This is a genomic window from Qipengyuania zhejiangensis (assembly GCF_035607565.1).
GTDB classification, from domain to species: Bacteria; Pseudomonadota; Alphaproteobacteria; order Sphingomonadales; family Sphingomonadaceae; genus Qipengyuania; species Qipengyuania zhejiangensis.
Map to the genome: position 1 here is coordinate 813,112 of NZ_JAYKGO010000003.1, position 26,056 is coordinate 839,167.

At 64.2% G+C, this 26,056-nt stretch carries 22 protein-coding genes; 8 read left to right on the top strand and 14 right to left on the bottom strand.

Annotated elements, in window-relative coordinates; all coding sequences use genetic code 11:
• Nucleotides 1–60: 60 nt before the first annotated feature.
• Nucleotides 61–2,589: a DNA topoisomerase (ATP-hydrolyzing) subunit B gene (gene gyrB / locus VR863_RS11670; protein WP_324828636.1), complete on the top strand. Its 2,529-nt coding sequence runs from the start codon at nt 61–63 to the stop codon at nt 2,587–2,589.
• 42 nt (nt 2,590–2,631) lie between these two features.
• Entirely contained in the window at nt 2,632–3,678 is a 1,047-nt protein-coding gene (locus VR863_RS11675) for an AI-2E family transporter (protein ID WP_324828637.1), read from the top strand.
• Here VR863_RS11675 and VR863_RS11680 read toward each other — a convergent pair.
• The 10 genes from VR863_RS11680 to VR863_RS11725 all read right to left on the bottom strand — a co-directional run bounded on the left by VR863_RS11680 (nt 3,669) and on the right by VR863_RS11725 (nt 13,882).
• The gene (locus VR863_RS11680) at nt 3,669–5,621 is read right to left on the bottom strand and encodes a hypothetical protein (RefSeq protein ID WP_324828638.1); all 1,953 of its coding nucleotides are present in this window, start codon (nt 5,619–5,621) and stop codon (nt 3,669–3,671) included. The genes VR863_RS11675 and VR863_RS11680 overlap by 10 nt on opposite strands.
• A complete protein-coding gene (locus VR863_RS11685; protein ID WP_324828639.1) occupies nt 5,618–6,052 on the bottom strand; it encodes a hypothetical protein in 435 nt (144 codons plus the stop codon). The genes VR863_RS11680 and VR863_RS11685 overlap by 4 nt, the downstream gene beginning before the upstream one ends.
• A 36-nt stretch (nt 6,053–6,088) precedes the next feature.
• Nucleotides 6,089–7,375 carry a WcaI family glycosyltransferase gene (locus VR863_RS11690; protein ID WP_324828640.1) on the bottom strand — a complete coding sequence of 429 codons (1,287 nt, stop codon included), beginning with the start codon at nt 7,373–7,375 and terminating at the stop codon, nt 6,089–6,091.
• Nucleotides 7,372–7,998 (bottom strand): hypothetical protein, encoded by a 627-nt coding sequence (locus tag VR863_RS11695; protein ID WP_324828641.1) that lies wholly within the window; start codon nt 7,996–7,998, stop codon nt 7,372–7,374. Before VR863_RS11695 ends, VR863_RS11690 begins: the two co-directional genes overlap by 4 nt.
• 85 nt (nt 7,999–8,083) lie before the next feature.
• A complete protein-coding gene (locus VR863_RS11700; protein ID WP_324828642.1) occupies nt 8,084–8,884 on the bottom strand; it encodes a DUF1295 domain-containing protein in 801 nt (266 codons plus the stop codon).
• A complete protein-coding gene (locus VR863_RS11705) occupies nt 8,881–9,510 on the bottom strand; it encodes a 1-acyl-sn-glycerol-3-phosphate acyltransferase (protein ID WP_324828643.1) in 630 nt (209 codons plus the stop codon). Before VR863_RS11705 ends, VR863_RS11700 begins: the two co-directional genes overlap by 4 nt.
• A gap of 70 nt (nt 9,511–9,580) precedes the next feature.
• Nucleotides 9,581–10,099 (bottom strand): HXXEE domain-containing protein, encoded by a 519-nt coding sequence (locus VR863_RS11710; RefSeq protein WP_324828644.1) that lies wholly within the window; start codon nt 10,097–10,099, stop codon nt 9,581–9,583.
• Nucleotides 10,099–11,706, bottom strand: coding sequence for a carboxyl transferase domain-containing protein (locus VR863_RS11715; RefSeq protein WP_324828645.1), 1,608 nt, complete (start codon nt 11,704–11,706; stop codon nt 10,099–10,101). Before VR863_RS11715 ends, VR863_RS11710 begins: the two co-directional genes overlap by 1 nt.
• The gene (locus tag VR863_RS11720; RefSeq protein WP_324828646.1) at nt 11,703–12,695 is read right to left on the bottom strand and encodes an alpha/beta hydrolase; all 993 of its coding nucleotides are present in this window, start codon (nt 12,693–12,695) and stop codon (nt 11,703–11,705) included. Before VR863_RS11720 ends, VR863_RS11715 begins: the two co-directional genes overlap by 4 nt.
• Before the next feature lie 23 nt (nt 12,696–12,718).
• A complete protein-coding gene (locus VR863_RS11725; RefSeq protein ID WP_324828647.1) occupies nt 12,719–13,882 on the bottom strand; it encodes an isovaleryl-CoA dehydrogenase in 1,164 nt (387 codons plus the stop codon).
• 151 nt (nt 13,883–14,033) lie between these two features.
• Between VR863_RS11725 and VR863_RS11730 the strand changes: the two genes are divergently transcribed.
• Genes VR863_RS11730 through VR863_RS11745 form a run of 4 tightly spaced genes read left to right on the top strand, consistent with a single transcriptional unit; the run spans nt 14,034 to nt 18,381 of the window.
• The gene (locus tag VR863_RS11730; protein WP_324828648.1) at nt 14,034–15,563 is read left to right on the top strand and encodes a sensor histidine kinase; all 1,530 of its coding nucleotides are present in this window, start codon (nt 14,034–14,036) and stop codon (nt 15,561–15,563) included.
• 54 nt (nt 15,564–15,617) lie between these two features.
• Nucleotides 15,618–16,085, top strand: a complete 468-nt coding sequence (locus tag VR863_RS11735) for a hypothetical protein (RefSeq protein ID WP_324828649.1) — start codon at nt 15,618–15,620, stop codon at nt 16,083–16,085.
• The gene (locus tag VR863_RS11740; protein ID WP_324829272.1) at nt 16,085–16,849 is read left to right on the top strand and encodes an ATP-binding cassette domain-containing protein; all 765 of its coding nucleotides are present in this window, start codon (nt 16,085–16,087) and stop codon (nt 16,847–16,849) included. The genes VR863_RS11735 and VR863_RS11740 overlap by 1 nt, the downstream gene beginning before the upstream one ends.
• Nucleotides 16,846–18,381: an ABC transporter permease/substrate-binding protein gene (locus tag VR863_RS11745; protein WP_324828650.1), complete on the top strand. Its 1,536-nt coding sequence runs from the start codon at nt 16,846–16,848 to the stop codon at nt 18,379–18,381. The genes VR863_RS11740 and VR863_RS11745 overlap by 4 nt, the downstream gene beginning before the upstream one ends.
• Here the strand turns inward: VR863_RS11745 and VR863_RS11750 are convergent.
• From VR863_RS11750 to lgt, 3 genes are read right to left on the bottom strand one after another with little or no spacing between them, the layout of a single operon-like run.
• Entirely contained in the window at nt 18,378–18,791 is a 414-nt protein-coding gene (locus VR863_RS11750) for a DUF2147 domain-containing protein (protein ID WP_324828651.1), read from the bottom strand. The two genes, VR863_RS11745 and VR863_RS11750, sit on opposite strands and share 4 nt — an antisense overlap.
• Nucleotides 18,788–19,873, bottom strand: a complete 1,086-nt coding sequence (locus VR863_RS11755; RefSeq protein ID WP_324828652.1) for a class I SAM-dependent methyltransferase — start codon at nt 19,871–19,873, stop codon at nt 18,788–18,790. The genes VR863_RS11750 and VR863_RS11755 overlap by 4 nt, the downstream gene beginning before the upstream one ends.
• The gene (gene lgt, locus VR863_RS11760; RefSeq protein ID WP_324828653.1) at nt 19,870–20,745 is read right to left on the bottom strand and encodes a prolipoprotein diacylglyceryl transferase; all 876 of its coding nucleotides are present in this window, start codon (nt 20,743–20,745) and stop codon (nt 19,870–19,872) included. The genes VR863_RS11755 and lgt overlap by 4 nt, the downstream gene beginning before the upstream one ends.
• Nucleotides 20,746–20,911: 166 nt before the next feature.
• Between lgt and VR863_RS11765 the strand changes: the two genes are divergently transcribed.
• Both VR863_RS11765 and VR863_RS11770 read left to right on the top strand, forming a co-directional pair.
• A complete protein-coding gene (locus tag VR863_RS11765; RefSeq protein ID WP_324828654.1) occupies nt 20,912–22,606 on the top strand; it encodes a class I adenylate-forming enzyme family protein in 1,695 nt (564 codons plus the stop codon).
• Nucleotides 22,603–25,362 carry a [protein-PII] uridylyltransferase gene (locus VR863_RS11770; RefSeq protein WP_324828655.1) on the top strand — a complete coding sequence of 920 codons (2,760 nt, stop codon included), beginning with the start codon at nt 22,603–22,605 and terminating at the stop codon, nt 25,360–25,362. Before VR863_RS11765 ends, VR863_RS11770 begins: the two co-directional genes overlap by 4 nt.
• A 13-nt stretch (nt 25,363–25,375) precedes the next feature.
• On the opposite strand, the gene VR863_RS11775 is transcribed toward VR863_RS11770, so the two are convergent.
• A complete protein-coding gene (locus VR863_RS11775; RefSeq protein ID WP_324828656.1) occupies nt 25,376–26,041 on the bottom strand; it encodes a YggS family pyridoxal phosphate-dependent enzyme in 666 nt (221 codons plus the stop codon).
• Nucleotides 26,042–26,056 lie beyond the last annotated feature (15 nt).

Here is a 26,056-nt window from a genome sequence, read left to right on the forward strand (position 1 = left end):
TGTGGAAGAAAGGCGTCTATGCACCTTTCGGTTTGTCGCCCTCCTGCCTATATAATCGGCATGGACGAAAACACTTCGGTTACCCCGGAACGCAAGCGCCAGAACGGCGAGTATGGCGCAGACTCGATCAAGGTCCTCAAGGGGCTGGATGCGGTCCGCAAACGGCCTGGCATGTATATCGGCGATACCGATGACGGATCGGGCCTCCACCACATGGTGTTCGAGGTGTCGGACAACGCCATCGACGAAGCTCTGGCGGGCCACTGCGATCTCGTGCTGATCGAACTGAACCCCGATGGCTCGGTGTCCGTGGAAGACAACGGCCGCGGCATTCCGGTTGGTCTGCACAGGGAAGAAGGCGTTTCCGCCGCCGAGGTCATCATGACCCAGCTGCACGCGGGCGGTAAGTTCGAAAACACCAGCGACGACAACGCCTACAAGGTGTCGGGCGGCCTGCACGGCGTCGGCGTTTCGGTGGTCAACGCGCTGTCGGAATGGCTGGAACTGGTGATCTGGCGTGACGGCAAGGAACACTGGATGCGCTTTGAACATGGCGATGCGGTGGAAAGCCTGCGCATTGTCGGCGACGCACCGGCGGTCGAATCCAACGGCGACGAGGACGGCCTCAAGAAGGGTACACGCGTCACCTTCAAGGCAAGCGAAGACACGTTCAAGAACGTCATCGAGTTCGATTTCGAAAAGCTCGAGCACCGCTACCGCGAGCTGGCGTTCCTGAATTCGGGCGTGCGCATTTTGCTGCGTGACAAGCGCCACGAAGAAGTGGCCGAACACAGCCTGTTCTACGAAGGCGGCATCGCGGCGTTCGTGAAATACCTCGATCGCAACAAGCAGGCGCTGGTCGCCGAACCGATTTCGGTCAGCGCGGAAAAGGATGGCATCGGCATCGACGTCGCGCTGGAATGGAACGATTCCTATTACGAAAACGTGCTGACCTTCACCAACAACATCCCCCAGCGCGACGGCGGTACGCACCTGGCGGCGTTCCGCGCCGCGCTGACGCGCACACTCAACAATTACGCGACCAATTCCGGCCTGATGAAAAAGGAAAAGGTCACCCTGTCGGGCGAAGACATGCGCGAAGGCCTGACCGCCATCGTGTCCGTGAAGCTGCCCGATCCCAAATTCGGATCGCAGACCAAGGACAAGCTGGTTTCATCCGAGGTGCGCCAGCCGCTCGAAAGCCTGATGGGCGAAAAGATGAGCGAATGGCTGGAAGAAAACCCGGCGGACGCCAAGGCGATCATCCAGAAGATCATCGACGCCGCCGCCGCTCGCGAAGCGGCGCGCCGCGCCCGCGAAATGAGCCGCAAGGGCGCCATGAGCATCGCCAGCCTGCCCGGCAAGCTGGCCGATTGCCAGGATCGCAACCCGGCGAACTGCGAACTCTTCCTGGTCGAAGGCGATTCGGCGGGCGGGTCCGCAAAACAGGGCCGCGATCGCAAGACGCAGGCAATCCTGCCGCTGAAGGGCAAGATCCTCAACGTCGAACGCGCACGCTTCGATCGGATCATCGGATCGAAGGAAGTCGGCACGCTGATCCAGGCGATGGGCACGGGCCTGCGCGACGAATTCAATCTGGAAAAGCTGCGCTATCACAAGATCGTGATCATGACCGACGCCGACGTCGACGGGGCGCACATTCGCACGCTGCTGCTGACTTTCTTCCACCGCCAGATGCCGGAAATCGTCAAGGCGGGGCATCTCTTCATCGCGCAGCCGCCGCTTTACAAGGTCGCGCGCGGCAAGAGCGAAGTCTACCTCAAGGATCAGGCCGCCTATGACCGCTATCTGATCCAGATGGGCCTGCAGGGCCGCATTCTGGAAACATCGGGCGGTGCCCGCGGCGGCGGCGAACTGGAAGCGCTGGTCGAACACGGGCTGCGGATGCGCAACCTGCTGGCCTTCGTACCGCGCAAGTATAAGAGCGACCTGATCGAAGCGATGGCGTTGGCCGGTGCGCTCGACCCGGCGGGCGGCGATCGCCTTCCCGGCCTTCAGCGCGCGGCGGCGCATTTGCAGATGGCCGATCCCGATGGCCGCTGGTCGGCGGAAATCGGCGAGGACGCGATGGTGCGTTTCAGGCGTGTCTGGCGCGGCGTGACCGACGTCCACGAAATCGACCCTGCGTTCCTCGACAGCGCCGAAGCGCGCAAGCTTCACCGCGTCACCGCCGAACACGCCGAAGTCTACGCTTCGCCCGTGCGCCTCGTTCGCAGCAGCAGTGACGAACAGGCTGACGATGCCGATGGCGAGGAAAACGAAACCGAGACCGAAACCCCGATCCAGGGCGACGACGTGATCATCCTGCCGACGCAATTGCTGGAAACGGTGATGGCCGCGGGGCGCAAGGGCCAGAAGATCCAGCGCTACAAGGGCCTTGGCGAAATGAACGCCGAGCAGCTGTGGGAAACCACGCTCGATCCGGACAACCGCGCGCTGTTGCAGGTGAAGGTCGAAGACGCCGACGTAACCGATGAAATCTTCACCCGCCTGATGGGCGACGTGGTCGAACCGCGGCGCGAGTTTATCCAGACCAACGCGCTCAACGTCGCCAACCTCGATGTCTGACCGATAGCGGGCGGAGGGATGGAGCGCGGCGAGGCACACGCATTGGAACAAGGGGGCTTCCTCCTGTTCCTGGGGCTGGTCACTCTGGCCCTCATCGTGGTCATCATGCCGTTCCTGCAGCCCCTGCTGTGGGCCATGCTAGCGGCGATCATGTTCCAGCCGCTTTTCCGGCGTTTCCATGAACGCAGCGGCGGGCGCGAAAACCAGGCCGCAATCGCGACCCTGCTGGTCATTACCGTGGCGGTGATCCTTCCAGCGCTGTTTATCGGCAGCGCCATAGTCGATGAAGCGGCGGGCCTGATCGTGGCGTTCCAGGAAGGCGACATCAACGTAGCCCAATGGTTCGCGCAGGTGTTCGGGGCCTTGCCCGCCAATGTTCAGGCCTCGCTCAACGCATCGGGCTGGGGCGATCTCGTCGCCTTGCAGGAGCGTGCCCAGGAATTCGCGCAGGCAAGCCTGGGCCTCATCGCACGCCAGGCGGTGTCCATCGGCGGCAGCGTGTTCGGTTTCGTGCTGGCCTTCGGCATTGGCCTGTATGTCAGCTTCTTTCTGCTGCGGGACGGGCGCAAGATATCCGCGGCGGTGCTGCATTGCCTGCCCTTCGAACGCCCGATCGCAGACCGGCTGGCGACCGGTTTCACCGGCATCGTGCGCGCCACGATCAAGGGTTCGGTGGTGGTCGGGCTGGTTCAGGGCGCGTTGGGCACGCTGACGTTCTGGGTCGTCGGCATTCCTTCTGCGCTGCTGCTCGGCCTCGTCATGGCGATCGCTTCGCTCTTGCCGGCAATCGGACCCGCAATCGTGTGGGGGCCGGCCGCGCTTTACCTGCTCGCAACCGGCGCGATCTGGCAGGGCGTCGCGGTGATCGTTTCGGGTGTCGCGCTGATCGGCCTGGCGGACAATATCCTTCGTCCGATACTGGTCGGCCGGGACACCGGCATTCCCGACTGGCTGATCCTGATCACCACGCTCGGCGGGATCGCGCTGCTCGGCTTGTCCGGCATCGTCGTCGGCCCGCTGGTGGCAGGCCTGTTCCTTGCCGGATGGGGCATTTTGGCCGAACAGCGCGATCGCGCACCTCAGCCGTAAAGGCCGCTGGCCGATTCCTTCCACCGCGCAAGGGTGCGGTTGTAAGCGAACTCGATCCAGTCGAAGGCCTTGTCCAACGTCCGGTCGCCCGCCATCGCCATGCTGGCGCTCGCCCCCTTGGCAAACCTGATCGAGCCGGTGTCCGATTGCTTGACGATCCGGACCGATTGCCCGTCCGCATAGCCAAAGGCAGGCCCCGCTGCCGGGTGCGGCGGCAAGGTGACATCCACCGCGATCTCGCTCGCCAGCCCAAGCGCCATCACCGGGCCGCAGGGCGGCACCACACCCGACGCGGTGAGATTGGCCGGTTTGTAGAAGCCATGCGCGGTGTATGCGGTGGTCGCGTTGCCGCCCAGAAAATCGACCCGCGGGAACGACAGCGGATTGTCGAACCCGTTGGGTGACCGGGCGTTTCCGTAATCGCCCTCCACCGCGATGCGGCAGGATCGATCGACGTGCCCGGTCCAGATCGCACCCAACCATTCCAGCCCCTGCTGCTGCGCGTGAGCGGAGCGGAAGTGCCGCACTTTCAGGCGCACTTGTCGTGGGGGCTGCTGGTATGTGCCCGCCGGAGCACCGGCAACCGGTTCGGTCAGACTGGCGGGTCCATAGAGCGCCAGTGCGTGGAAGCCGGCGCGCCTGTCGAGCCATGCGTCCACTTCCAGGTCCACGTCGCGCAGCGCCTGGCCATGCGTGGTGCTGAGCGCGACCGCCGTATCCACGGTGCGGATCCGCCCTGAAACCCAGCTGTTCACCCACACCAGCGTGCAATCCTCGAACCGGCAACCGTCCAGCACCGTGCTGGGGACAGGGGCGGCAAGGTCACGCGTGGGGTATTTGTAGCTGTACAGCCGGCCATCGGTCGAGCCGCCGCCGATCCAGACATATTCGCAGTCGCGCCACAGGCAGTTGCGGAAATGGCCGCGGCGTTTGCCCGTGTCTTCCTGTGCGATCTTGCAGTCGCCGAATTCGCAATCCTGGGCCGAGACTACCGGATCGCAGCCGAGGTTAAGGCCATTGCCGTTGCCGGTCACAATCCTGCACCGCGCCAGTTCCAGCTGCTCGATCGCGTCGTCCGCGCCTACGGCGTAGAAAATCTCGCCCCGCCAGCCGATGAAATCGGTGTCGCGGCAGATCACTTCGCCGACATATACGTCCTGCAACCAGAAACCCTTGTCGGTAATGTCCCACCCGTCACCATCCGCCGGGTTGGCCGGAAAGACATACTGGCCGGTCCGGCTGCGGTTGCCCTGGAATACGAGGCGGTCGATTTCCAGGCGGGCGATCCGGCGCTCGGCGGGCTCGGGACGCGCGGTGTCGCCCTGAACGAACAATCCTCCGCCGCGCCATACGGCAGGCGCCGGATCGGTGGCCGAAGTGGCGACAATCTGCCAATTAGTGTCGGGATCGACCCCGCCTGGTCCGCGAAAGTCGAGCACGCTGCGCAAGGCCGCGCAGCCGCGCAGGGCAAGCGATGCGCGTACGACGAGCGGATGACCGTCCTCTGCCCTGATATCCTTGGCCGGTGAAACGCGGATGGGGCAGTCCACGCGATACCGGGCGCTTTCGAAGCGCAGCTCACGCGCGTCGATCGCCTGGGCGTAATCGATCGCGGCCTGGATCGCGTCGCGATCGTCGCCATCGCCGTCTCCCGCCGCGCCGCCCTGTTCGACCGACAGCGATTGCCCCTCGGCCTCGAGGCGGAAGATCCGGCCGTTTGCGCACTGGAACACGAAACGCGGATGGGCCGCGGCCATTTCCGCATCGGCCAGATCGTCCGCGATATACCGGCCCGCCCCCTGCCCGGGTCGCCCGTGCCCGGCACTGTCCAGACGGATGATTTCCGCTGCCGGACTGCGCGTGGCCAGATCGGCAAACAGCGCCGGCAGGGCCTGCGCGCTGCGGTTTGCGAGTGCCAGAGCGGACATCGCAAGCGCGTTCATTGCGCCACCCGATAGGCGATCGTCCCCGAAACGGGCGCAAGCTGGAGATACAGCTCGGCGCCGCGTTCGCTTTCGCTCCACACGGGTTCGCAGGCGTTGGCGGAAAAACCGCCCCAGCCCGATCCGCCCAGCGTGAGCGGATGCTTGGTCATCCCACCATCGCAGGATCGCAGGACCTGGACCCGCCCCTCCCAATCGCCCGACAGGGTGAGATAGACCGGCGAAAACGGGGCGGGAGCAAATGGCCCCGCAATTCCGGGGGAGGTGGCCGACCCCTGCACCGGTGACGGCGCGGCCGGAGCGAGGGCGACGGTCGGGATCGGCGCGTCCGGCGAGGCCAGCGTTAGATGGCCACTGCCGTCGTCGCTTCCGAAGGCGACGACGGGCGCGAAACCGCCGGGGGCTTCGATTGGCACAGGATCGGTGATCATTTGGTTAGCTCCTGCTTTGGAAAGGAGCCAGATCGGTTAATCAGTCATTGGGCTGTAGGAAAATGGTATTTCCGGTTCGGTCGCTTCGCCAAGCAACCGCTCCATGCGGTCTTCGAAGCGGTCGACAATCGAATCCTTGCCCCACCGTTCGGCGGCAAGATCGCGGCCGCACTGGCCCAGCCTTGCGCGAAGGGCGGGGTCGCGCCTGAGCGTGGCGATGCTCCATGCAAACGCATCGGCATCCTGCGGCGGCACGATGACGCCGCAACCCTCCAGCTCGTGCGCTATGCCGGTTCCGGGCAGCACCGTCGCGACGACGGGCCTGCCCGATGCAAGCATATTGCCCAGCTTGGAGGGCAGCACCAGGTCAGCCGCGCCGGCCAGCTGCGGCAGGAGGTGGACATCGGCCATCGCCAGCAGTTCGCCGACCCTGTCCGACGGCTGGAGATCGCGAAACTGGAGGTTGTGCATACCGCCGGCGAGCCTTTCGAGCCGGGCCCTGTTCGGCCCCTCGCCCGCGATGACGAAGGCGATATCCTCCTGATCAGCCAGTTTGCGCGCCGCATCGATGACGATTTCCAGGCCCTGCTTGTTGGCGATATTGCCCGAATACAGGGCAACGAACTTGCCTTCGAGACCCCATTCGGCGCGAAGCCCGCGGCCCTGCACCGGACCTGACGGTGCCCCATGGTTGGCCCAGTTGCGGATTTCCACGATACGGTCCTGCTCGACGCCCTTTTCGCGCGCCAGCCTGCACATCGGTTCGCTGATGGTGGATACCACATCGGCGGCGCGCAGCATGCGCGCCTCGAACTGCAACGCCGCCTGTGCCGCGGTGCCGCCGCTGTCGAGCAGGCCGGTGGCGAACGCCGCCCCGACTTCGTAATCCTGCACGTGCAGCCACAAGGGCACCCCTGCGCGCCGCGCCATGCGCAAGGCCACGGGCACCGCGACCATCGACGGCGCGACCGTGAAAACCATATCGGGTTTGAATTCGCGCCGGATCGCGCGCGCCGGGGCATAGGCGCTGCTGGCAAAACTCATGTGATGAACGAGCCGCCGCCCCCCAGTCGGATTGGCGGGCACGTAATGCGGGCAGCGGGTGATCTGGACGCCGTGTTCCTCAGTGGATTTCCAGCGCCCCTTGAACCGTTCGTACAGTTTCCATTCGGGGTAATAGGGCTGGCCGACAACCGCCCGAACCTTGTGCCCGCGATCGACGAGCGCTTCGGCGAGGCCCGCGGTATAGGGTCCGATCCCGATCGGTTCGGGACTGTAATTGAGCCCGACGAACAGGATCTTGCGCGGCAGTCCGGCGTTCACGCGGCGCGCAAATCCCGCGTCCCGCGCGCGCCGCCATTCTGCGCAGAAAGTCCGGCGAACAATGTATCCACGATCGAACCGAGCTTGTCTTCGGTCAGCCGGTCTTCGAGCAAGGGCACCATGTCGGGCATGGTGTAGCAGCTCACCATCTGGCTGATCAGCGAACGCGCATCTTCGATCTCCAGTCCGGCAAAGTGTCCGTCGGCCTGCGCCTGCGCAATGATTTCGCACAGGTAATGGTCGGCCAGATCGACGAACGAACGCACCCGTTCGTACCGCGCGGCGCCCAGTTCGCACAGCATCCGGTACAGCCCGGGATCGCGTGCGTATTCCTCGCGGCGGCGCACGAAACGGCGGGCGATGAATTCGTAGAACTTGCGGTTTACCGGAAGATCGCTGGCGAGAACGTCTTCCATCATCGCGATTTCGGGATCGAACCAGCGTTCGACCGTCGCGTCGAACAGGTCTTCTTCGTCGGGGAAGATCGTTTCGATCCGGGCGCGCGTCAGGCGGGTTTCGCTGACCAGCGCGGCGCGGGTGGTTTCCTCGCCGCGGCGCGCCGCGATCTCCAGGGCGAGATCGGCCAGCCGCTCGCGTTCTTTGGCAATTTCAGCCTCGGTCATTCCGGCCCCGTCCATTCCATTAGGCAACAGACAATCTAGACAAGGCGCGGCCCGGTTTAAACCCGTTACCGCCAGCTTTTTGCGTTCAACCGGCCTTTTTCGGTGGCCGTGGCACGAATGCCGATGTGCGCCGCTTGTATTCCTCGTAGCCGGGCCGGGTCTTGCTCATCCCCTTTTCCAGGAGGGCGGCTCCCGACCACTTCATCAGCGTGAACGTGAGGAACAAGGGCCCCACCACCGTGGCCGCCGCCACCCACCAGCCAGCCGAAGCGGACGCGATCCATATACCCCACCAGGCGCACGCATCGCCAAAATAATTGGGGTGCCGGGTGTACCGCCACAGGCCCTGGTCCATGACCTGCCCCTTGTTGGCCGGGTCCGACTTGAACCGTGACAGCTGCCAGTCCCCGATCCATTCGAAGCCGATCCCCACTAGCCACACGGCCACGCCAACAAGGGCGAGCCCGCTGACCGGTTCTTGCGTTGCCGCTTCAAGAATGCCGTATTGCGCGGGACTGCAGACGATGAACAGCAGCACAGCCTGTCCGAGAAATACCTTGGTCAACGCGGCGAGCGCGAACCGTCCCTTCTCGCGATCCTTCCTCAGCATCCGTTCGTAGCGCTTGTCTTCGCCTTCGCGGCGCCAGCGCAGCAGCAGATAGATGGACAGGCGCAGGCCCCAGATTACCGTCATCGCCATCAGCAGGGTGGCCAGCGGCCCGGGCGATGCAACCTGCATCCAGCTGGTGAACGCCATCAGCGCCATGCCGAAGCCCCAGAAACTGTCGATGAACGACACGTCGTCGATCTGCACGGCAACCGCCCACAGGATCAGCGCCGTACCCAGCAGGATGGCGGCGTTGGCAATCATGGCTTCCAGGATCATTGTTCTTTCCCCCCTACTGCGACAAGGCGCAGCGCCTGTTCCTCGAGGACCTTGTACCGTCCGTATTCCGGCAATTTGGAGCGCATGAAACGGGCAATTTCGAGCAGCGTTTCGCCGTAATTATCGGTTGGCATGATCGGCGGGCCGAAACCCAGGATGTTGCGTTCGTTGCACACCCATGCCGGCACGATGGGCACGTTGGCCGCCCGCGCGATGTGGTAGAAGCCCGATTTCCAGCTGCCATCGGTGGTGCGCGTGCCTTCGGCGGCGATGACCAGCGCCAGCTTGTCGCGGCGGGCGAATTCATCCGCCACCTGTTCCACGTAATTGGCCCGCTTCGTGCGGTCGATCGGGATGCCGCCCATGTCGTACATGAAGTTCTTCATGATACCCTTGAACAGCGTGTGCTTGCCCATGAAGTTCGGCTCCACCCCCTCTTCGGCAGTGGCGCCGGTGAAGAACACGAAATCCCAGTTCGACGAATGCGGCGCGCCGGCGATGACGAATTTGGGAATGTCGGGCAAACCGCCATCGAGCGTCCAGCCCTTGGCATGATAGACCCATATGATGATCCGCCGCACGATGCGCGACAGGACCGAACGCTTGCGGCGCTGATCTTGCGACATGTTCTCTCCCACGCGCTTGCCTAACACAAGTTCGGCAGAATGCGAGAGGCGCAATGTCGGGGTCGCTCGATCATCGCGCCAGTTCCGCAACCAGCCGCGCAAGCGCCCAGAAGCCGAGCAGCACCAGCGGAAGGATCGCCAGGCCGACCGCGATGGCGGCCAACCAGACGTGCAGCGCGGCCCAGCCTTTGCGCAGGGCCGTAATCAGGAAGCCGGCTGCAACCGGCAGCGAGACGAACGCCGCCGTGATCGACCCCGGCATGTATTGTCCCAGTATGGCGGTTGCCGCGATGTGAGGGACCAGCGCATTTACGGCCGCCATCGCCGCTATCATGCAGGCCAGAAACGTCAGGCGCTGGGTGGGATGCCGCATGGCGCGCCATAGGACCGCCATCGGGAAAAGCGTGAAAAGGGCAAGGCCCGCATAGATCCGCGAAACCGGCGGAACGGCCACGTCCAGCCCGAGAGCCTGCGCGGCAATCGCGGGCGCCTGGGGCATTGCCGCCAGGGCGATCGCTTCTTCCAGATTATGCAGGACGATGGCCGCCAGCAAGGCCGCCAGCCACAGTTTCGATGGCGAAACGGCCATTACATCCTGAACACGCCGAACTGCGGCCGGTCGGCTATCGGTGCCTCCAGCGTCGCAGCGAAGGCAAGGCCCAGTACGTCGCGGGTCTGGACCGGGTCGATCACGCCATCGTCCCACAGGCGGGCGGTGGCGTAATAGGGATTGCCCTCGTCCTCGTATTTCTGGCGGATGGGGGCCTTGAATTCTTCCGCCTGTTCGGGCGTCCAGCTATCGGCATCGCGGTGGACCGTGGCCAGCACCGACGCCGCCTGTTCGCCGCCCATTACGCTGATGCGCGCATTGGGCCAGGTGAACAGGAACCGCGGGCTGTAGGCGCGCCCGCACATGCCGTAATTGCCCGCTCCGAAACTGCCGCCGATTACCACGGTGACCTTGGGCACGGATGCCGTGGCAACCGCCGTCACCAGCTTCGCGCCGTGTTTGGCGATCCCTTCCGCTTCGTATTTGCCGCCGACCATGAAGCCGGAGATGTTCTGCAGGAACAGCAGCGGTATGCGGCGCTGGCAGGCAAGCTCGATGAAATGCGCGCCCTTTTGCGCGCTTTCGGAAAATAGCACGCCATTGTTGGCAAGGATCGCCACCGGCATGCCCCAGATGTGCGCGAAACCGCAGACCAGCGTGCTGCCGTAATGCTGCTTGAATTCGTGGAACTCGCTGCCGTCGACGATCCGGGCGATCACCTCGTGAACGTCGTAGGGCGCGCGCACGTCATCAGGCACCAGCGCATAGAGATCGTCGGCATCGAACCTTGGCGGGCGCGGTTCGCGCAAGCTGATGTCCGTGGCCGCCGCGTGGTTGGCCCCAAGATGGCTGACGATGTCGCGCACGATGGTCAGCGCGTGTTCGTCGTTTTCGGCCAGATGGTCGACCACGCCGGATTTTCGTGCATGCAGATCGCCGCCGCCCAGATCTTCGGCGCTGATTTCCTCGCCCGTCGCGGCCTTGACCAAGGGCGGTCCGGCAAGGAAGATCGTGCCCTGTTCGCGCACGATCACGGTTTCGTCCGACATGGCCGGGACATAAGCGCCGCCCGCGGTACAACTGCCCATGACGCAGGCGATCTGCGGAATGCCGAGCGCACTCATGTTCGCCTGGTTGAAGAATATCCGCCCGAAGTGGTCGCGATCGGGGAACACGTCGGCCTGATAGGGAAGGTTCGCGCCCCCGCTGTCGACGAGGTAGATACACGGAAGGCGGTTTTCCTGGGCGATCTCTTGCGCGCGCAGGTGCTTCTTGACCGTCATCGGGTAATAGGATCCGCCCTTCACGGTCGGATCGTTGGCGACGATCATGCACTGGCGGCCACTGACGCGCCCGATCCCGCAGATCATCGACGCGCCACTGACATCGCCTTCGTACATGCCGTTCGCCGCAAGCTGGCCCACTTCGAGGAACGGCGAACCCGGATCGAGCAGCCGCTCCACCCGGTCGCGCGGCAGCAGCTTGCCGCGGCTGACGTGGCGTTCGCGATGCTTCTCCGGCCCGCCCAGCGCGGCTTCCGCCACCTTGGCGCGCAGATCGTCGGCCAGGGCCTTGTTGTGATCGAACCGTGCTTTCGCGTCAGGCGCTTCGCGGTCGAGTTTCGAAGTAAGAGCGGGTGCGGTCACTTGGCCTCACTGTCCAGATGCTTGGCGAAGAAGGGCAGCAGCTTGCTTCGAAAACGCTCCCTCACGCGGTTGTTATGGTCGCCTCCGAAGAGCATGAACTCGTGCTCGACGCCGAAATTTTCCAGCTGCCGGTGCATGGCTTTCACCTCTTCCAGAAGGAAGTCCTGATCGCCAACGTCCATGGCGATCGCTTCCAGGCTTTTCAGGTTCGCGCTGTATTGCGCGATCATCGCCGCGGGCGCGTTCGCGGCCCAGCGGGCCTCGGTCAAGGTCACCGGCTGGCCGCCGTCCGTTCCCAGATCGAGGAAGTAGGGCGGCTTGTCGGGGTTGGGGGAAAATGCGGCCGCGTAGGCAAAATATCCGAAATCGAAGAACTGCTCGGCGGTCAGCGTATCGGGGTCCATCGTTTCGTACTTCGCATCGCCATCGCGGGCGGTGCGGGGCTGGGTGCAGCACGGGGCCATGGGGTAGATGGAGGAGAACGTGTCGGCGTGCTTCATGCCGATCCGCAGCGCCCCGTATCCGCCCATCGAATGGCCTGCGATCCCGCGGCTTGCCCGATCCGCAATCGTGCGGAATTGTCCGTCGATAGCGGCCACCAGCTCGTCCGCGATGAAGGCCTCGAAATTGCCCACGGTCGGACCTGACGCATAAAAGCTGCCGCCGCGTTTCGTATAGCTGTCGGGAATGACCACGATCATGCCGGCACCCTCGACCGATGCCAACGCCTCTTGCGGGGCGAGAATGTCGAGATATCGGTCGGCCGTCGCGGTGTATCCATGCAGGAAATAGACGACCGGATACCGGGCATCCGGATCACGGTCATAACCGTCCGGCAGCACGACGTGAACCTTGCGGGTCGCGTCGTTGCCCTCGAGGTTTCCGTCGATCGAGGCGCTGTAGACCATGATCGTCTCGACCCGGGCTGACGCCGGAATGCTGGCCAGCGCGGCGGCCAGCACGGCGAACATTGTCAGAAGTCTGGTCATTGGTCCCTCTCCCCCGGGCCGAATTACCCCGCCGCCCCGATCAGTTCACGCCCGATCAGCATCCGGCGTATCTCGTTCGTCCCGGCCCCGATGTCGAGCAGCTTGGCATCGCGCAAATAGCGTTCGACCGGCCAGTCCTTGGTGTAGCCCGCGCCGCCCAGCGCCTGAACGCTTTCGGCGGCCACGCGGAACGCGTTCTCGCTGGCCAGCAGGATCACGCCTGCCGCGTCGAAACGCGTCGTCTGCCCGGCGTCGCAGGCCTTGGCCACGGCATAGGTGTAGGCACGCGCCGATTGCAGCGCGACATACATGTCCGCCACCTTGGCCTGCATCAGCTGGAAACTGCCGATCGGCTTGCCGAACTGCGTGCGTTCGCGAAGGTAGGGGATCACCACGTCGAGGCAGGCCTGCATGATCCCGAGCTGCAAACCCGACAGGACCACGCGTTCGTAATCCAGCCCGCTCATCAACACGCCAACGCCGCCGTTTTCGGGGCCCATCACGTTTTCTTCGGGCACAAAGCAATCGTCGAACACCAGTTCCGACGTCGGGCTGCCGCGCATCCCCATCTTGTCGATCTTCTGACCGATGGAAAACCCTTCGAAGCCCTTCTCGATCAGGAATGTCGTGATGCCGCGCGATCCCTCGCCCGTCTTGGCATAGACCACCAGCACATCGGCGTAGGGGGCGTTCGTGATCCAGAACTTCGTTCCGTTGAGCACATATCCGCCATCGACCTTCTCGGCCCTGAGCTTCATCGAGACTACGTCGGACCCGGCGCTCGCTTCGCTCATCGCAAGGCTGCCGACATGCTCGCCCGATATCAGCTTTGGCAGATATTTCGCACGCTGTTCGTCGTTCGCCCAGCGCGCGATCTGGTTGACGCACAGGTTCGAGTGCGCGCCATAGGACAGGCCGATGCTCGCGCTTGCGCGGCTGACCTCCTCGACCGCGATCACGTGTTCGAGATAGCCGAGGCCCAACCCGCCATCGGCCTCGGGAACGGTCATGCCGTGCAGGCCCAGTTCGCCCATCGCGGCCCACAATTCGTCACGCGGGAACCAGTCGTCGCGGTCGACCCGCTCGGCCAGCGGTTCGATCTGTTCGTCGGCAAACCGGCCAACGCTTTCGCGGATCATTTCGGCGCTTTCGCCAAGCTGGAAATCGAAATCAGGGGTCGCGCGCATGCTCTCTCCTCGTGCGTTCGCGATGAAACCGGTGCGCGCGCCGATAGCCGAGGGGGGGCTTCGGGGCAAACCGATAAGGCGTCCGATGGCGTCTTTACGCAATTGTTTTGTCAAGCGCCGGTTGGGGCGCTATAATTCGCGAACGACTAAGATGTATCGCAAAACTAACGATCTTTGGCCACGCGGGGATGAACCCGCGAAGGCATTCTGCGGCGAAGACGAACGTCTTTCGGTGCTCGCTGCGCATGGTGCAGACACGCTTGTCGACGACACCGAGCTTGCGGCCATCGTATCGCTCGCCGCCAAGGCCTGCGATACACCGATAGCCCTTGTTTCCATCGTCGAACGCGATCGGCAGTTCTTCCTCGCCCGCCTGGGGCTGGACGCGCTTGAAACACCCCGCCCGACCAGTTTCTGCGCCCACGCGATGCTGGGCAGCGAAGCGCTGGTCATTCCCGACGCCACGAAGGACGCGCGGTTCGCGGACAACCCCCTGGTTACCGGCGCGCCGCACATCCGGTTTTATGCCGGGTACCCGCTCATTACCGCAGAAGGCGCGCCGATCGGATCGCTGTGCGTCATATCCCCGACTGCCCGGCCCGAAGGACTGAACCCGCTTCAGCACGAGACGCTCGCGGTGCTGGCGCAGGCGGTCATGCGCAGGCTGTCGTCCCAGCGCCAGCACGCCAACACGATTGCGGCGCAGACGCAGGCGCAGAAGCGTGTGCAACAGGTTCTCGATTCGGTGCCCGGCATCGCATGGTCCGCCGATGGGGATCTCAATTTCGACTATTTCAACGCACGCTGGCACGAAGTGACCGGTGCGGAATCTCCCAGGACGCTCGATGAATGGGCAAGCTTCGTGCACCCGGAAGATTTCGCCAAGGCGAAGGAAAAGTTCCTCGAGAGCGTCGTTGGCAAGCAACCCTACGAAGGGGAGTTCCGGGTGCAGACCGCGACTGGCGACTGGCGATGGATGCAGGCCAGCGTCGTCCCGGTGGAAACCGATGGCGAAGGCCTGCGCTGGGTCGGAACCCTGATCGATAACGACAGGGAACACACACAGCGCGAAGCAAACGACCTTCTGGCCAAGGAACTGTCGCACCGTATCAAGAACATTTTTGCGGTGATTTCCGGGCTTGTGGCGATCCGTTCGCGCGGCAAGGCGGAAGTCGCCGATTTCGCGAAGGAGCTGGGCGCCGCCATCCGCGCGCTGGGCACCGCGCACGATTATGTCCGCCCGATGGAAGGCCGTAATTCCAGCGAATGCCTGCAGGGCCTGATGCGCGACCTGCTGGCACCGTATGACGACGGCACCCAGGGGCGCATCACCATTCGCGGCGACGACATTCCGATTGGCATAAGGGCGGCCACGCCGCTGGCGCTCATCTTCCATGAACTGGCGACCAATTCCGCCAAATACGGCGCTCTTGGCAGCAACGATGGCCGCGTCACCGTCGAGATCGCATCCCCTTGCGAAGGGGACGATCGCATTTGCGTGACGTGGCACGAAGATACGGTCGTGCGCCGCACAAGCGATCAGGAATCGCATGAAGGTTTTGGCTCGCGCCTCCTCAGGATGGCCATCGAAGGCCAGCTTGGCGGCAAATTCGGGCGCAAGTTCACCGATGAAGGGATCGAGATCGACATCTCCTTCCCGGCTGCCCGCATCACCGACTGAAAGCGGATGTTTCGCGGGGCTCGCGTATGGCGGCGCGGCTGCTATGGTCTTGCGATGAAATCGACCAAGCGAACCCTGCCCACCGCCGCCGTCTGCCTCGCCATGCTGGTTGCCGCCTGCGCGCAACCCGCCGAAGACGCCCCGGCCGAAAGCGAGCCGACCCCTGCGCCGACACAGCAGGCAACGCCCAATGGGCAGGTGCCGGAAATCTTCGCCGCAACCGCCTGGCGAACAACCGGCGATGATGGGGCGCGTTACACCACCTATCTTGATGATGCCGGCACGTACCGCGACCTTCGCAACGGCGATCCCTATCAGCAGGGAACGTGGACGTTCGGTCAAAACCCGGGCGAAAAGCTGCTGTGCTTCACACCCGAAGACGAAGGCGGCGTCGAACGCTGCTGGTTGCCCGGTCAGATGCGCGGAAAGGTCATGACCGCAACCGCTGCGGACGGCCACCGGATCGAGCTGGAGCAGATCGACTACGCGCCCGCCGACGAAGGAGACGGCGCGTCGGAGTGATCGATCCCGCAATTCCGCAGCTTGAATTTCGCGAAATTTCCAAGCGTTACGACAGGATCGATGCGGTTATCGACGTGTCGCTGGCCATTGCGCCCGGCGAATTCGTGGCGCTGGTCGGGGCATCCGGGTCGGGCAAATCGACGCTGCTGAAAACCGTCAACCGCCTGGTGGAGCCCGATAGCGGCGCAGTTCTTTTCGAAGGGGACGACGTTGCCGAACTGCCGCTGCCGGCCCTGCGCCGGCGCGTGGGATACGTGTTCCAGTCCATCGGCCTGTTCCCGCACATGACGGTGGCGGAAAACATCGCCATCGGGCCGCGTCTGGCTGGGGAAAAGCTGCCCCCGTCGCGCATCGCGCAGCTTCTCGAACTGGTCGATCTGGAACCAGGAATGGCCACGCGGTTGCCCGATGCCCTGTCCGGCGGTCAACGCCAGCGAGTGGGCGTTGCGCGCGCGCTGGCCGGCGATCCGCATCTGTTGCTGATGGACGAACCGTTCGGCGCGCTCGACCCCGTGACACGCGATGCGCTGGGGGAAAGCGTGCGCCAATTGCACATCGAACTGGGCCTTACGACGGTCATGGTCACCCATGACATGGCCGAGGCGCTGTTGCTGGCCACGCGTGTGCTGGTGATGGATGGCGGACGCATCGTGGCCGACGAAACGCCGCGCGATCTGCTGGCCGGCAAGGGCGGCGAAATCGCCCAGGGCCTTGTCGCCGTGCCCCGTTCGCAAGCAGACCGGCTGGCGGAGCTTTCACGGTGAACGGGCTGTGGGACACCTTGCAGGGACTGGGCGGCCAGCTTGCCGCGCATGTGCTGCTGTCGGCATCGGCCATCGCGTTAGGCGTTGCCCTGGCCTTGCCGCTGGCGATCTGGGCCAGCCGGTCGCCTGCCGTATCCCGCGCCGCGCTGGGCTTTGCCAGTCTGGTCCAGACAATCCCGGCGCTTGCGTTGCTGGCGCTGTTTTTCCCGATCCTGCTGAGCCTTCGTGCCGTCTTCGGTGAAGGTCTGCCGACACTGGGGTTCCTGCCCGCGCTTCTGGCGCTGACCCTTTATGCCCTGCTGCCGATCCTGCGGAACGCGGTCACGGCGCAGGCCAATCTCGACCCTGGCGTGATCGAGGCGGCGCATGGCGTGGGCATGGGTTTCTGGCAGCGCCTGAGACTGGTCGAAGCGCCGCTTTCGGCACCCTACATCATGGCCGGAATCCGCACCGCTGCGGTGTGGACGATCGGCGCCGCCACACTGGCGACGACCATCGGCCAAAAGAGCCTGGGCGATCCGATTTTTGCAGGATTGCAGACCCAGAACTGGGTTCTGGTGCTTTCCGGGTGCTTTGCCAGCGCGGGCTTGGCCATGGTTGCCGATGCGCTGCTGGGAACGATCGAACGGGGGCTGGCAACGCGCAACCGCACGCTGTCGCTGGGCGGGTTGGCCATTGTCCTGCTGGGTGTTGCGGCGGCGCTGTTCGTGCAGTTCGGCGGGGGACAGGATCGCCGCGTCGTGATCGGCGCCAAGGGGTTCTCGGAACAGTACATCCTCGCCCGCCTGATCGGCCAACGGCTGGAGCAGGCCGGATTTGCCGTCGATTATCGCGACGGGCTGGGGTCGGCCGTCGCGCATCAGGCCGTCACCACCGGGGCAATCGATATCCTGGTGGATTACACGGGTACGATCTGGACCAACCAGATGAAGCGCACCGACAATCCCGATCGCGACACCATGCTGGACCAGATCGCGAAGTGGGAAGAGGCCACAAGCGGCGCGCGCGTGCTGGGCAGGTTGGGGTTTGAAAACGCCTATGGGCTGGCGATGCCCGCCACAGCGGCGCGCGAAGGCCTTATCGAAAACATCGATGATCTTGCGCCCGTTTCATCCCGCCTGACGATTGGCGGGGACCCCGAATTTTTCGAACGGCCCGAATGGATCGCCGTTCGCGAAGCCTATGGCCTGCGGTTTGCGGAGACGCGGAATTTTTCGCCGACGTTCATGTACAACGCGCTGAAATCGGGGGAAGCCGACGTGATCGGCGCCTACACGTCCGACGGGCGGATCGCGGCAGACGATCTCACCATACTTGCCGATCCGCGCCGTGCGTTCCCCAATTACGATGCTATTGTCCTGCTGAGCCCGGACACGGGGAGGAATGCCGATCTGGTCGCTGCGCTGACGCCGCTTATCGGGGCAATCGATGTCGAGGCCATGCGCGAGGCGAACCTTGCGGTCGACCGCGAGGAAAACAAATCCGGGTTCGACGAAGCAGCGCGGATGTTGGCCGAACGCGCCGGTCTCTAACCGGCCTTGCGCCAGACCTGCGTCTGGCAGAACGGCCCGATGCAGCCTTTCACTTCCAGCACGTTCGACCCCTTGCGGCGAAGGATGGAACGGTAGGTCTTGCCGCTTTTCGGATCGTAGATTTCCCCGCGCCACTGGTCACTGTCCTGTGTGAAACCCGTCAACACAGGCATACCCAGCAACTTGCGCATCCGCTTGGCCGGATCGCGGTTGTTGACGTCGCGCTGGTCCAGCCCTTGCGGCGGCGGGACAAGGAATTCGGCGATGCGTCCACACAGCTTGGCCCCGCATGGCGCAATCGTGATCACGGCATCCTTTTCCGCCGTGACCCAGCGCCCCTGCACCGGCTCGGCCGCGGCCAGCGGCTGCGACACCATCATCGCAGCGGCGAGTGCGAGAACCTTTTTCATGCGGTTTCCTTCCTGCGTGGACCTTCGGGGAACCCTGCACCGCGCGGCCAATCGCGCGGGGTCAGCGCCATGCATTTGAACAGATCACCCATGGCGTCGTCTCCCACCAGCCGGTCGTGCGCTGCGGCAATATCCTGTGCCCGTTCAGGTGAACGCGCGCTGAGCGCCTGCGCGCGCAATACCACCCCCATCGCCGTCAGCCATGCGCCTTGCGTGGTGGTTGCCGTGGCAAGCCCGGACCGCGCAGCAATTTCGCTCAAGGTGGGAAAATCGACATGCGCGGTAAGGTCCATTTCCCCCGGCGCATCGAAGATACCGACCTTGGCGTGGGCCCGCACCGCCTGAAGGGTCGAGCCGGTGCGCGGTGCCAGATGGCCATAATCGATGAACAGCGCCGCGCCGCCCTGTACGTCGAGCCGGTTCGACAACGCTTCGATCATCGCGGCTGCGGCGGGACAGGTTTCGAGCACTGTGCCGATATCGGTGGCCCGTGGACGATCGGGAACGGCATCGTCCATCGGACTGGGGCCAGCAGCGAACAGGAACCGTTCGTCTTCGCCCAGCGCGACCATGCGCTCGCGCCACCCCTTTTCAGTCAGAACCAGCTGCCGGATGGGCAATGCGTCGAGAAATTCGTTGGCCGCCAGAAGGATCGGCCGGTCATCGGGCAAGGTGTCGATGCCGTCGTGGAACTGGGCTGCGCCCAGGACCCCTGCCTGGACTTCGCGCAGGGCCTGCGATCCTTCGACGAGGTGCACATCGGGCCGCAAACCCTGGCTGGCCATCGCCCGCAACGCATCCCTGGCCAAGGTGCCCCGGCCCGGCCCCAGTTCGACATAGATGGCATCGGGCGGCCGGCCCGCGCGCACCCAGATATCGGCCAGCCACAACCCGACCATTTCGCCGAACATCTGGCTGATTTCGGGCGCAGTCGTGAAATCGCCGGCTGCCCCCAGGGGATCGCGCGTGGTGTAGTAGCGCGCGTTGCTTTCCCCCATGTATCGCGCCACGGGCATTGGCCCGTGGCGCTGGATCAGGCGGCGAAAACTGGCCGCAAGGGGCGTGTCCTGCCCCCCGGTCATGCGGCCCGCGGCTTGGCTGCTCCCGCGCCGCCGATGGATGGGCGGATCAGCGAATAGGCGATGACCGCCAGGCCGACGGCAACCATCGGCAGGCTAAGCCACTGGCCCATCGACAAGCCGGTTTCGCGGGCGAATTCCGCAAGCTGGGAATCGGGTTCGCGGAAGAATTCGTTGACGAACCGTCCCACGCCCATGCCGAGCGTGAAGATGCCGACCAGCAGTCCGGGCCGGTATCGTGCGCGCGTTTTCCAGAACAGGCCGATCACGAGCAAGCCCAGCATCAGGCCTTCGAGACCCGCCTGGTAAAGCTGGCTGGGATGCCGCGCGAGCTGTTCCGGATCGGTCGGGAAAATCATCGCGAACGGCAGGTCGCTTTCCACCGCGCGGCCGTAAAGTTCGCCGTTGATGAAGTTGGCGAAGCGGCCAAGCATGTAGGCAAGCGGCACGTTGACCGAAATGTAATCGCACACGCGCAGCCAGTTCAGCCCGCCACGCCATGCGACCCAGCTGATCGCAACCAGCACGCCGATCACCCCGCCGTGAAAGCTCATTCCGCCTTCCCACAGCTTGAACAGGTCCATCCCGCCGAACAGTTCCGGCTTGTAGAACGCCGCGTAGCCCAGCCGTCCGCCCAAAATGATGCCCAGCGTGCAATAGAAGAACAGGTCGTCGGCATGGCGCTGCGCCATCGGGCTGCCGGGTGCCTTGATCATCTTCGACAGGTGCCAGTAACCCAGCAGAATGCCGAGCAGATAGGCCAGCGAATAGAATCGAAGCTGAAAGCTGCCGATCTCGAACAGGTAGGGTCGAAGACCGAGGTTTTCCCAGTAGATCGGGTCCGAAGCGCCCGATGCGGCCAGTAGTGACAGCAAGTCCTATTCCCCTTAGAGACGTTGTGAAGGCCGCAACCGGCGACCCATCGGTGGCGGCTTTTGGCATAGCAGGGGATTTGGGGAAAGCCTGCGTCGAGCCGTAGCACATGCGCGGGCTTCGAAAGCGAAGCCGCACGCCTGAATTGGAGAGGATTCGAGAGGACCGATGCCCACACAACTCGACAAGGACATCAATCGTTTTACCGCCGCTGTCACCGCCCCAGGCCAGATGTTCGAGACAATCGACATCGAGCGGCGCGGCGTGATGATGCCGGCGTTCAAGAACGCCCCACCAAGCCTGGCGCATTATTTTGCGCACTTCTGCAACGAACATAAGGACACCGTCTTCATCGTGGACGGTGACCAGCGGATGACCTTCGGCGAGATATACGCCGGTGCATCCCGGGTCGCGCATGGCCTGGCGACGGTTCACGGCCTGAAAAAGGGCGACCGGGTCGGCATTGCGGCGCGCAATTCGATCAACTGGATCCTTGCCTACATGGGCACGCTGATGGCGGGCGGCTGCGCCACCCTGCTCAACGGCTGGTGGACGGGCGAGGAACTCGCCTACGGCATCGAGCTGTGCGAATGTTCGCTGGTCCTTGCCGATCCGCAGCGTGCCGCGCGCCTCGACGGGGTCGACCATCCGGCCAAGCTGGTCGTGTTCGATCATGGCCTGCCCGAAGAAGGCCTGGCGCCGATCTGGGCCGAAGGCGACACGGCAATGAGGATGCTCGGCGAAATCGGGCCGCAGGACCTTGCCACGATCCTCTACACCTCGGGGTCCACCGGGCACCCGAAGGGCGCCTATTCGGACCACCTTGGCGTTGTGTCGGGCGTGATGAATTACGTCGCGCAGACCGCGATGATCCTGGGCCTGCTGACCGAAAAGGGCGAAGCGCCCACCGTTCAGCCGAGCGCCCTCGTCAGCGTGCCGCTGTTCCATGTCACCGGCGAAGTGCCGGTTTTCCTCCAGAGCCTGGCGATCGGCCGCAAGCTGGTGCTGATGCCCAAGTGGGATGCCGGAGAGGCCCTGCGTCTGCTGGACGAGGAGAAGGTGACCTATTTCGTCGGCGTTCCGCTGATGAGCTACGAGCTGGCGACCCACCCCGAACGGGACAAGTTCGACCTGTCGCAATGCAAGAGCTTTGCTGCTGGCGGTGCGCCGCGCCCGCCCGAACATGTCACCAAGATCAAGGAAGCGTTCCCCGAGGGCTTCCCGCTGCTCGGCTACGGCCTGACCGAAACCAACGGCGTCGGCTGCGGCAATCTGAACGAAAACTACATGGCCAAGCCGGGTTCCACCGGGATGGCTTCCAAGCCGCTGGTCGATCTTGCGATCCTCGATGATGACGGCAACGCCCTGCCAACGGGCAAGGTGGGCGAAGTGTCAATCCGCTCGGTCTGCAATTTCCTGGGCTATTGGAAGAACGAGGAAGCAACCGACGCCGCCTATACCGACGACGGGTATTTCCGCACCGGCGACCTCGGTTACCTTGACGCGGACGGTTACCTGTTCATCGTCGACCGCAAGAAGGACATCATCATTCGCGGCGGCGAGAATATCGCCTGCATCGAAGTGGAAGAGGCAATCTATGCCCATCCCGATGTGGCTGAATGCAGCGTGTTCGGCCTGCCCGACGAACGGATGGGCGAAGTGCCCGCGGCGGTTTATTACGTCCACCCCGGCAAGACCCTGACGCCTGAAGATCTGACGGCGTTCCTGAGGGAGCATATCGCCCCCTTCAAGATCCCGTCGCTGCTGTGGCAGAGCGAGGACCAGTTGCCCCGCCTGGGCACGCAGAAGGTCGACAAGCGTACTGTCAAGGCGACCTTCGCCAAGGAGCATCTCCCCGCTTGAACCGCATCCGTATCCCCGCACAGCGCGCGATCATCGACCGCCGCGAACTCGCCGCAACGATCGAGGCGCTGGTCGGGGAATACGGCGACAAGGCACGCCCGCATGTCGTGGCCGCGCTCAAGGCGGCGCTCGACAGCGGTCGGGCCGAACTTGCCCGGCGGCTTGAGGCCAAGCCGTCCGCCGGGCACGAGTGTGCAGGCGGGCAGTCCTTCCTGATCGACCAGCTCGTGCGCGTGATCCACGACCACGCGACCCAGCACATCTACCCTTCGGCCAACCGGTCGAAGGCCGAACGGCTCGCCGTGATGGCGGTCGGTGGGTATGGCCGGGCCGAAATGGCACCGCATTCCGACGTGGACATCGCGTTCCTTGTCGGCGGGAAACGGACCCCGTGGTGCGAACAGGTGGTGGAGGCCATGCTCTACCTGATGTGGGATCTCGGCCTCAAGGTCGGCCATTCCACGCGCACGATGGACGAAGCCCTGCGGCTGTCGAAAGAAGACCTGACCATTCGTACCGCGCTGCTCGAAGGGCGCTACGTCTGGGGCGACCAGGAGCTGTTCGACGAAGGTTCGCGCCGCTACCAGGCCGAAGTCGTGCGCGGCAACGAACGCAATTTCGTCACCGAAAAGCTGGCCGAGCGAAACGCCCGGCACAAACGCATGGGCGACAGCCGCTATGTGGTCGAACCCAATCTGAAAGACGGCAAGGGCGGCCTGCGCGACCTGCACACGCTCTACTGGATCGGCAAGTTCATTCACCGCGTCCGCTCGGCCGCCGAATTGGTCGACGTGGGCCTGTTTACGCCGGCCGAGTACCGCAGTTTCCGCCGGGCGGAAAATTTCCTGCTGGCGGTGCGCTGCCATCTCCACGTCCTGACCGGGCGGGCCGAAGACAGGCTGACGTTCGACATGCAGCGCCGCATCGCCGAACGGATGAATTTCGCCGAACGGCCCGGCAAAAGCTCGGTCGAACGGTTCATGCAGCTTTACTTCCTGCACGCCCGCCGCGTCGGATCGCTGACCGGCGTGTTCCTGGCGCATATCGACGAACAATTCGCCGCCAAGAGCGCCAAGTCGGGCTTTTTCGCCGGCTGGAAACAACGCGCCCGCATCCTCAAGGGATACCGCGTTTTCGGCGGCAAGATCGCCGCACCGACCGACGACTGGTTTCGCAAGGACCCGGTCAGGCTGGTCGAGATATTCCAGATCGCTGAGGCCGAGGGGCTGGAAATTCATCCCGACACCATGCGCCAGGCCGATCGCGACAGCGGCCTGATCGACAACGCCATACGCAAGGATGCCCGGGCGAACGCCCTGTTCCTCGACCTCCTGTGCGGCCGCAACGACCCCGAAATGGTGCTGCGCTGGATGAACGAAGCCGGCGTATTCGGGAAATTCGTGCCCGATTTCGGCAAGGTCAACGCGCAGATGCAGTTCGACATGTACCACCACTATACGGTGGACGAACACACGATCCGCGCCATCGGACTGCTCAACACGATCGAGAAGGGTGAACTGGCGGAAGACCATCCGCGCGCAACCCGCCTGATCCACAAGGTCAATTCGCGCCGTGTCGCCTATGTCGCGGCGCTGCTGCACGATATCGCCAAGGGCCGCGGCGGCGATCATTCGGTTCTGGGCGCCGAAGTGGCGCGCGAATTGTGTCCGCGCTTCGGCCTGACCGACAGCGAGACCGACCTGGTGGCATGGCTGGTGCTCAACCACCTTCTGATGAGCCACACGGCGCAGAAACGCGATCTGACCGACCCCAAGACGATCGAGGATTTCGTCGGGCATGTGCAGAGCGCGGAACGCCTGCGCCATCTCGCCATCCTCACCGCGGTGGATATTCGCGCGGTCGGGCCGGGCACCTGGAACAGCTGGAAGGGCCAGCTTCTGGGCGAACTTTACGACACCGCGACCGAACGCCTGCGGCTGGGCCACATGCGTCAGGGCCGCGAGCGCACGATTGCGGCAAAGAAGGAACAGGTTGCCGGAATGCTGGGGGATAAGGCTGCGCTGGTCGACCAGCTGGCGGCCACCATGGGCGAAGCCTACTGGATCGCCGAACCTGTCGACATCATTGCCCTCAACCTGGTCCATTACGATGCCGCGCGCAGCCTTGAGCACGATCTGTCGGTGCACTGCGAATATTACGAGGCGCGCGGGGCCATGCTGGTAACGGTGATCGCCGCCGATCACCCGGGCCTGTTCTATCGCATCGCCGGCGGCATCCACCTTGCAGGCGGCAACATCATCGATGCGCGCATCCACACGACGCGGCAGGGCTGGGCGATCGACAATTTCCTGGTGCAGGACCCGCACGGTGCGCCGTTTGCGGAAGACGGCCAGATCGAGCGGCTGAAGAAAAGCATTGCCGATGCGCTGGCCAACAGGATCGACCTGGCGCCGCGCCTCGCCCAGCGCCCGCTGGCCCACAGCCGTGCCCGGGCCTTCGATGTCAGCCCGCGGGTGCTGTTCGACAACAAGGCATCGAACCGCTTCACCGTGATAGAGGTCAACGCCCGCGACCGGCCGGCGCTGCTCAACAGGCTGGCCCGTGTGCTGTTCGAAAGCCGTCTGGTGGTCCATTCCGCGCACATCACCAACTACGGCGAGCGTGCGGCGGATACATTTTATGTCACCGACCTGACGGGGCACAAGCTGGAAGCGGGGGACCGGATGAACCGTCTCGAAGCCAAGCTGATCGAAGCGGCGAGCGACGCGATGCAGGAACGCCTCGAAAACGCCTGACCTGCGTGCAGGATTATGTGTCGCGTTCGCCGAACAGGGCGGTTCCAACGCGGACATGGGTCGCGCCCAGCCGGATCGCCGTTTCGTAATCCCCGCTCATTCCCATGCTGCGCCCTACCAGCCCGTGGTCGCGCGCCAGCGTGTCGAGGAAGGCGAAAAACGGTGCGGGTTCGATATCGGCGGGCGGAATGCACATCAAACCGGCCAGGGGTATACCGGCGCCGCGCGCGTTTTCGAGCAAGGCGGGCAGTTCGGCCACCGGGCAGCCGCCCTTCTGCGGCTCGTCGCCCACATCGACCTGGACGAAACACGGCACCTGCCGCCCCACCTTGTCGAACGCCTTGGCAAGCGCGGTGACCAGACTGGGCCGGTCGAGCGAGTGGATCGCATCGAACAGGCGCACCGCGTCTTCGGCCTTGTTCGACTGGAGCTGCCCGATGAGGTGAAGCTGCACGGCAGGGTGTTCGTCACGCAGCGCGGGCCATTTTTCCTGCGCTTCCTGCACGCGGTTTTCACCAAAATGGCGCTGACCTTCGATCAGGAGCGGGGTGATCGCCCCGGCCGAACGGGTCTTGCTGACCGCGATCAAGGTCACGTCACCCGGATCGCGCCGGGCAATCTTGCAGGCCTTGGCGATGTTCGCCTGAACCTGCTGAAGGGGAGAGTCTGCCTTTTCCATAGGTTGCGCGCTATA

What these genes read in the sequence shown, in the direction of transcription:
- VR863_RS11730 (WP_324828648.1), top strand. Translation starts at nt 14,034, where the DNA reads ATGTATCGCAAAACTAACGATCTTTGGCCACGCGGGGATGAACCCGCG.
- VR863_RS11750 (WP_324828651.1), bottom strand. Translation starts at nt 18,791, where the DNA reads ATGAAAAAGGTTCTCGCACTCGCCGCTGCGATGATGGTGTCGCAGCCG.
- VR863_RS11705 (WP_324828643.1), bottom strand. Translation starts at nt 9,510, where the DNA reads ATGTCGCAAGATCAGCGCCGCAAGCGTTCGGTCCTGTCGCGCATCGTG.
- VR863_RS11755 (WP_324828652.1), bottom strand. Translation starts at nt 19,873, where the DNA reads ATGACCGGGGGGCAGGACACGCCCCTTGCGGCCAGTTTTCGCCGCCTG.
- VR863_RS11735 (WP_324828649.1), top strand. Translation starts at nt 15,618, where the DNA reads ATGAAATCGACCAAGCGAACCCTGCCCACCGCCGCCGTCTGCCTCGCC.
- VR863_RS11695 (WP_324828641.1), bottom strand. Translation starts at nt 7,998, where the DNA reads ATGACCGAGGCTGAAATTGCCAAAGAACGCGAGCGGCTGGCCGATCTC.
- VR863_RS11765 (WP_324828654.1), top strand. Translation starts at nt 20,912, where the DNA reads ATGCCCACACAACTCGACAAGGACATCAATCGTTTTACCGCCGCTGTC.
- VR863_RS11710 (WP_324828644.1), bottom strand. Translation starts at nt 10,099, where the DNA reads ATGGCCGTTTCGCCATCGAAACTGTGGCTGGCGGCCTTGCTGGCGGCC.
- gyrB (WP_324828636.1), top strand. Translation starts at nt 61, where the DNA reads ATGGACGAAAACACTTCGGTTACCCCGGAACGCAAGCGCCAGAACGGC.
- VR863_RS11725 (WP_324828647.1), bottom strand. Translation starts at nt 13,882, where the DNA reads ATGCGCGCGACCCCTGATTTCGATTTCCAGCTTGGCGAAAGCGCCGAA.
- VR863_RS11720 (WP_324828646.1), bottom strand. Translation starts at nt 12,695, where the DNA reads ATGACCAGACTTCTGACAATGTTCGCCGTGCTGGCCGCCGCGCTGGCC.
- VR863_RS11685 (WP_324828639.1), bottom strand. Translation starts at nt 6,052, where the DNA reads ATGATCACCGATCCTGTGCCAATCGAAGCCCCCGGCGGTTTCGCGCCC.
- VR863_RS11775 (WP_324828656.1), bottom strand. Translation starts at nt 26,041, where the DNA reads ATGGAAAAGGCAGACTCTCCCCTTCAGCAGGTTCAGGCGAACATCGCC.
- VR863_RS11680 (WP_324828638.1), bottom strand. Translation starts at nt 5,621, where the DNA reads ATGAACGCGCTTGCGATGTCCGCTCTGGCACTCGCAAACCGCAGCGCG.
- VR863_RS11700 (WP_324828642.1), bottom strand. Translation starts at nt 8,884, where the DNA reads ATGATCCTGGAAGCCATGATTGCCAACGCCGCCATCCTGCTGGGTACG.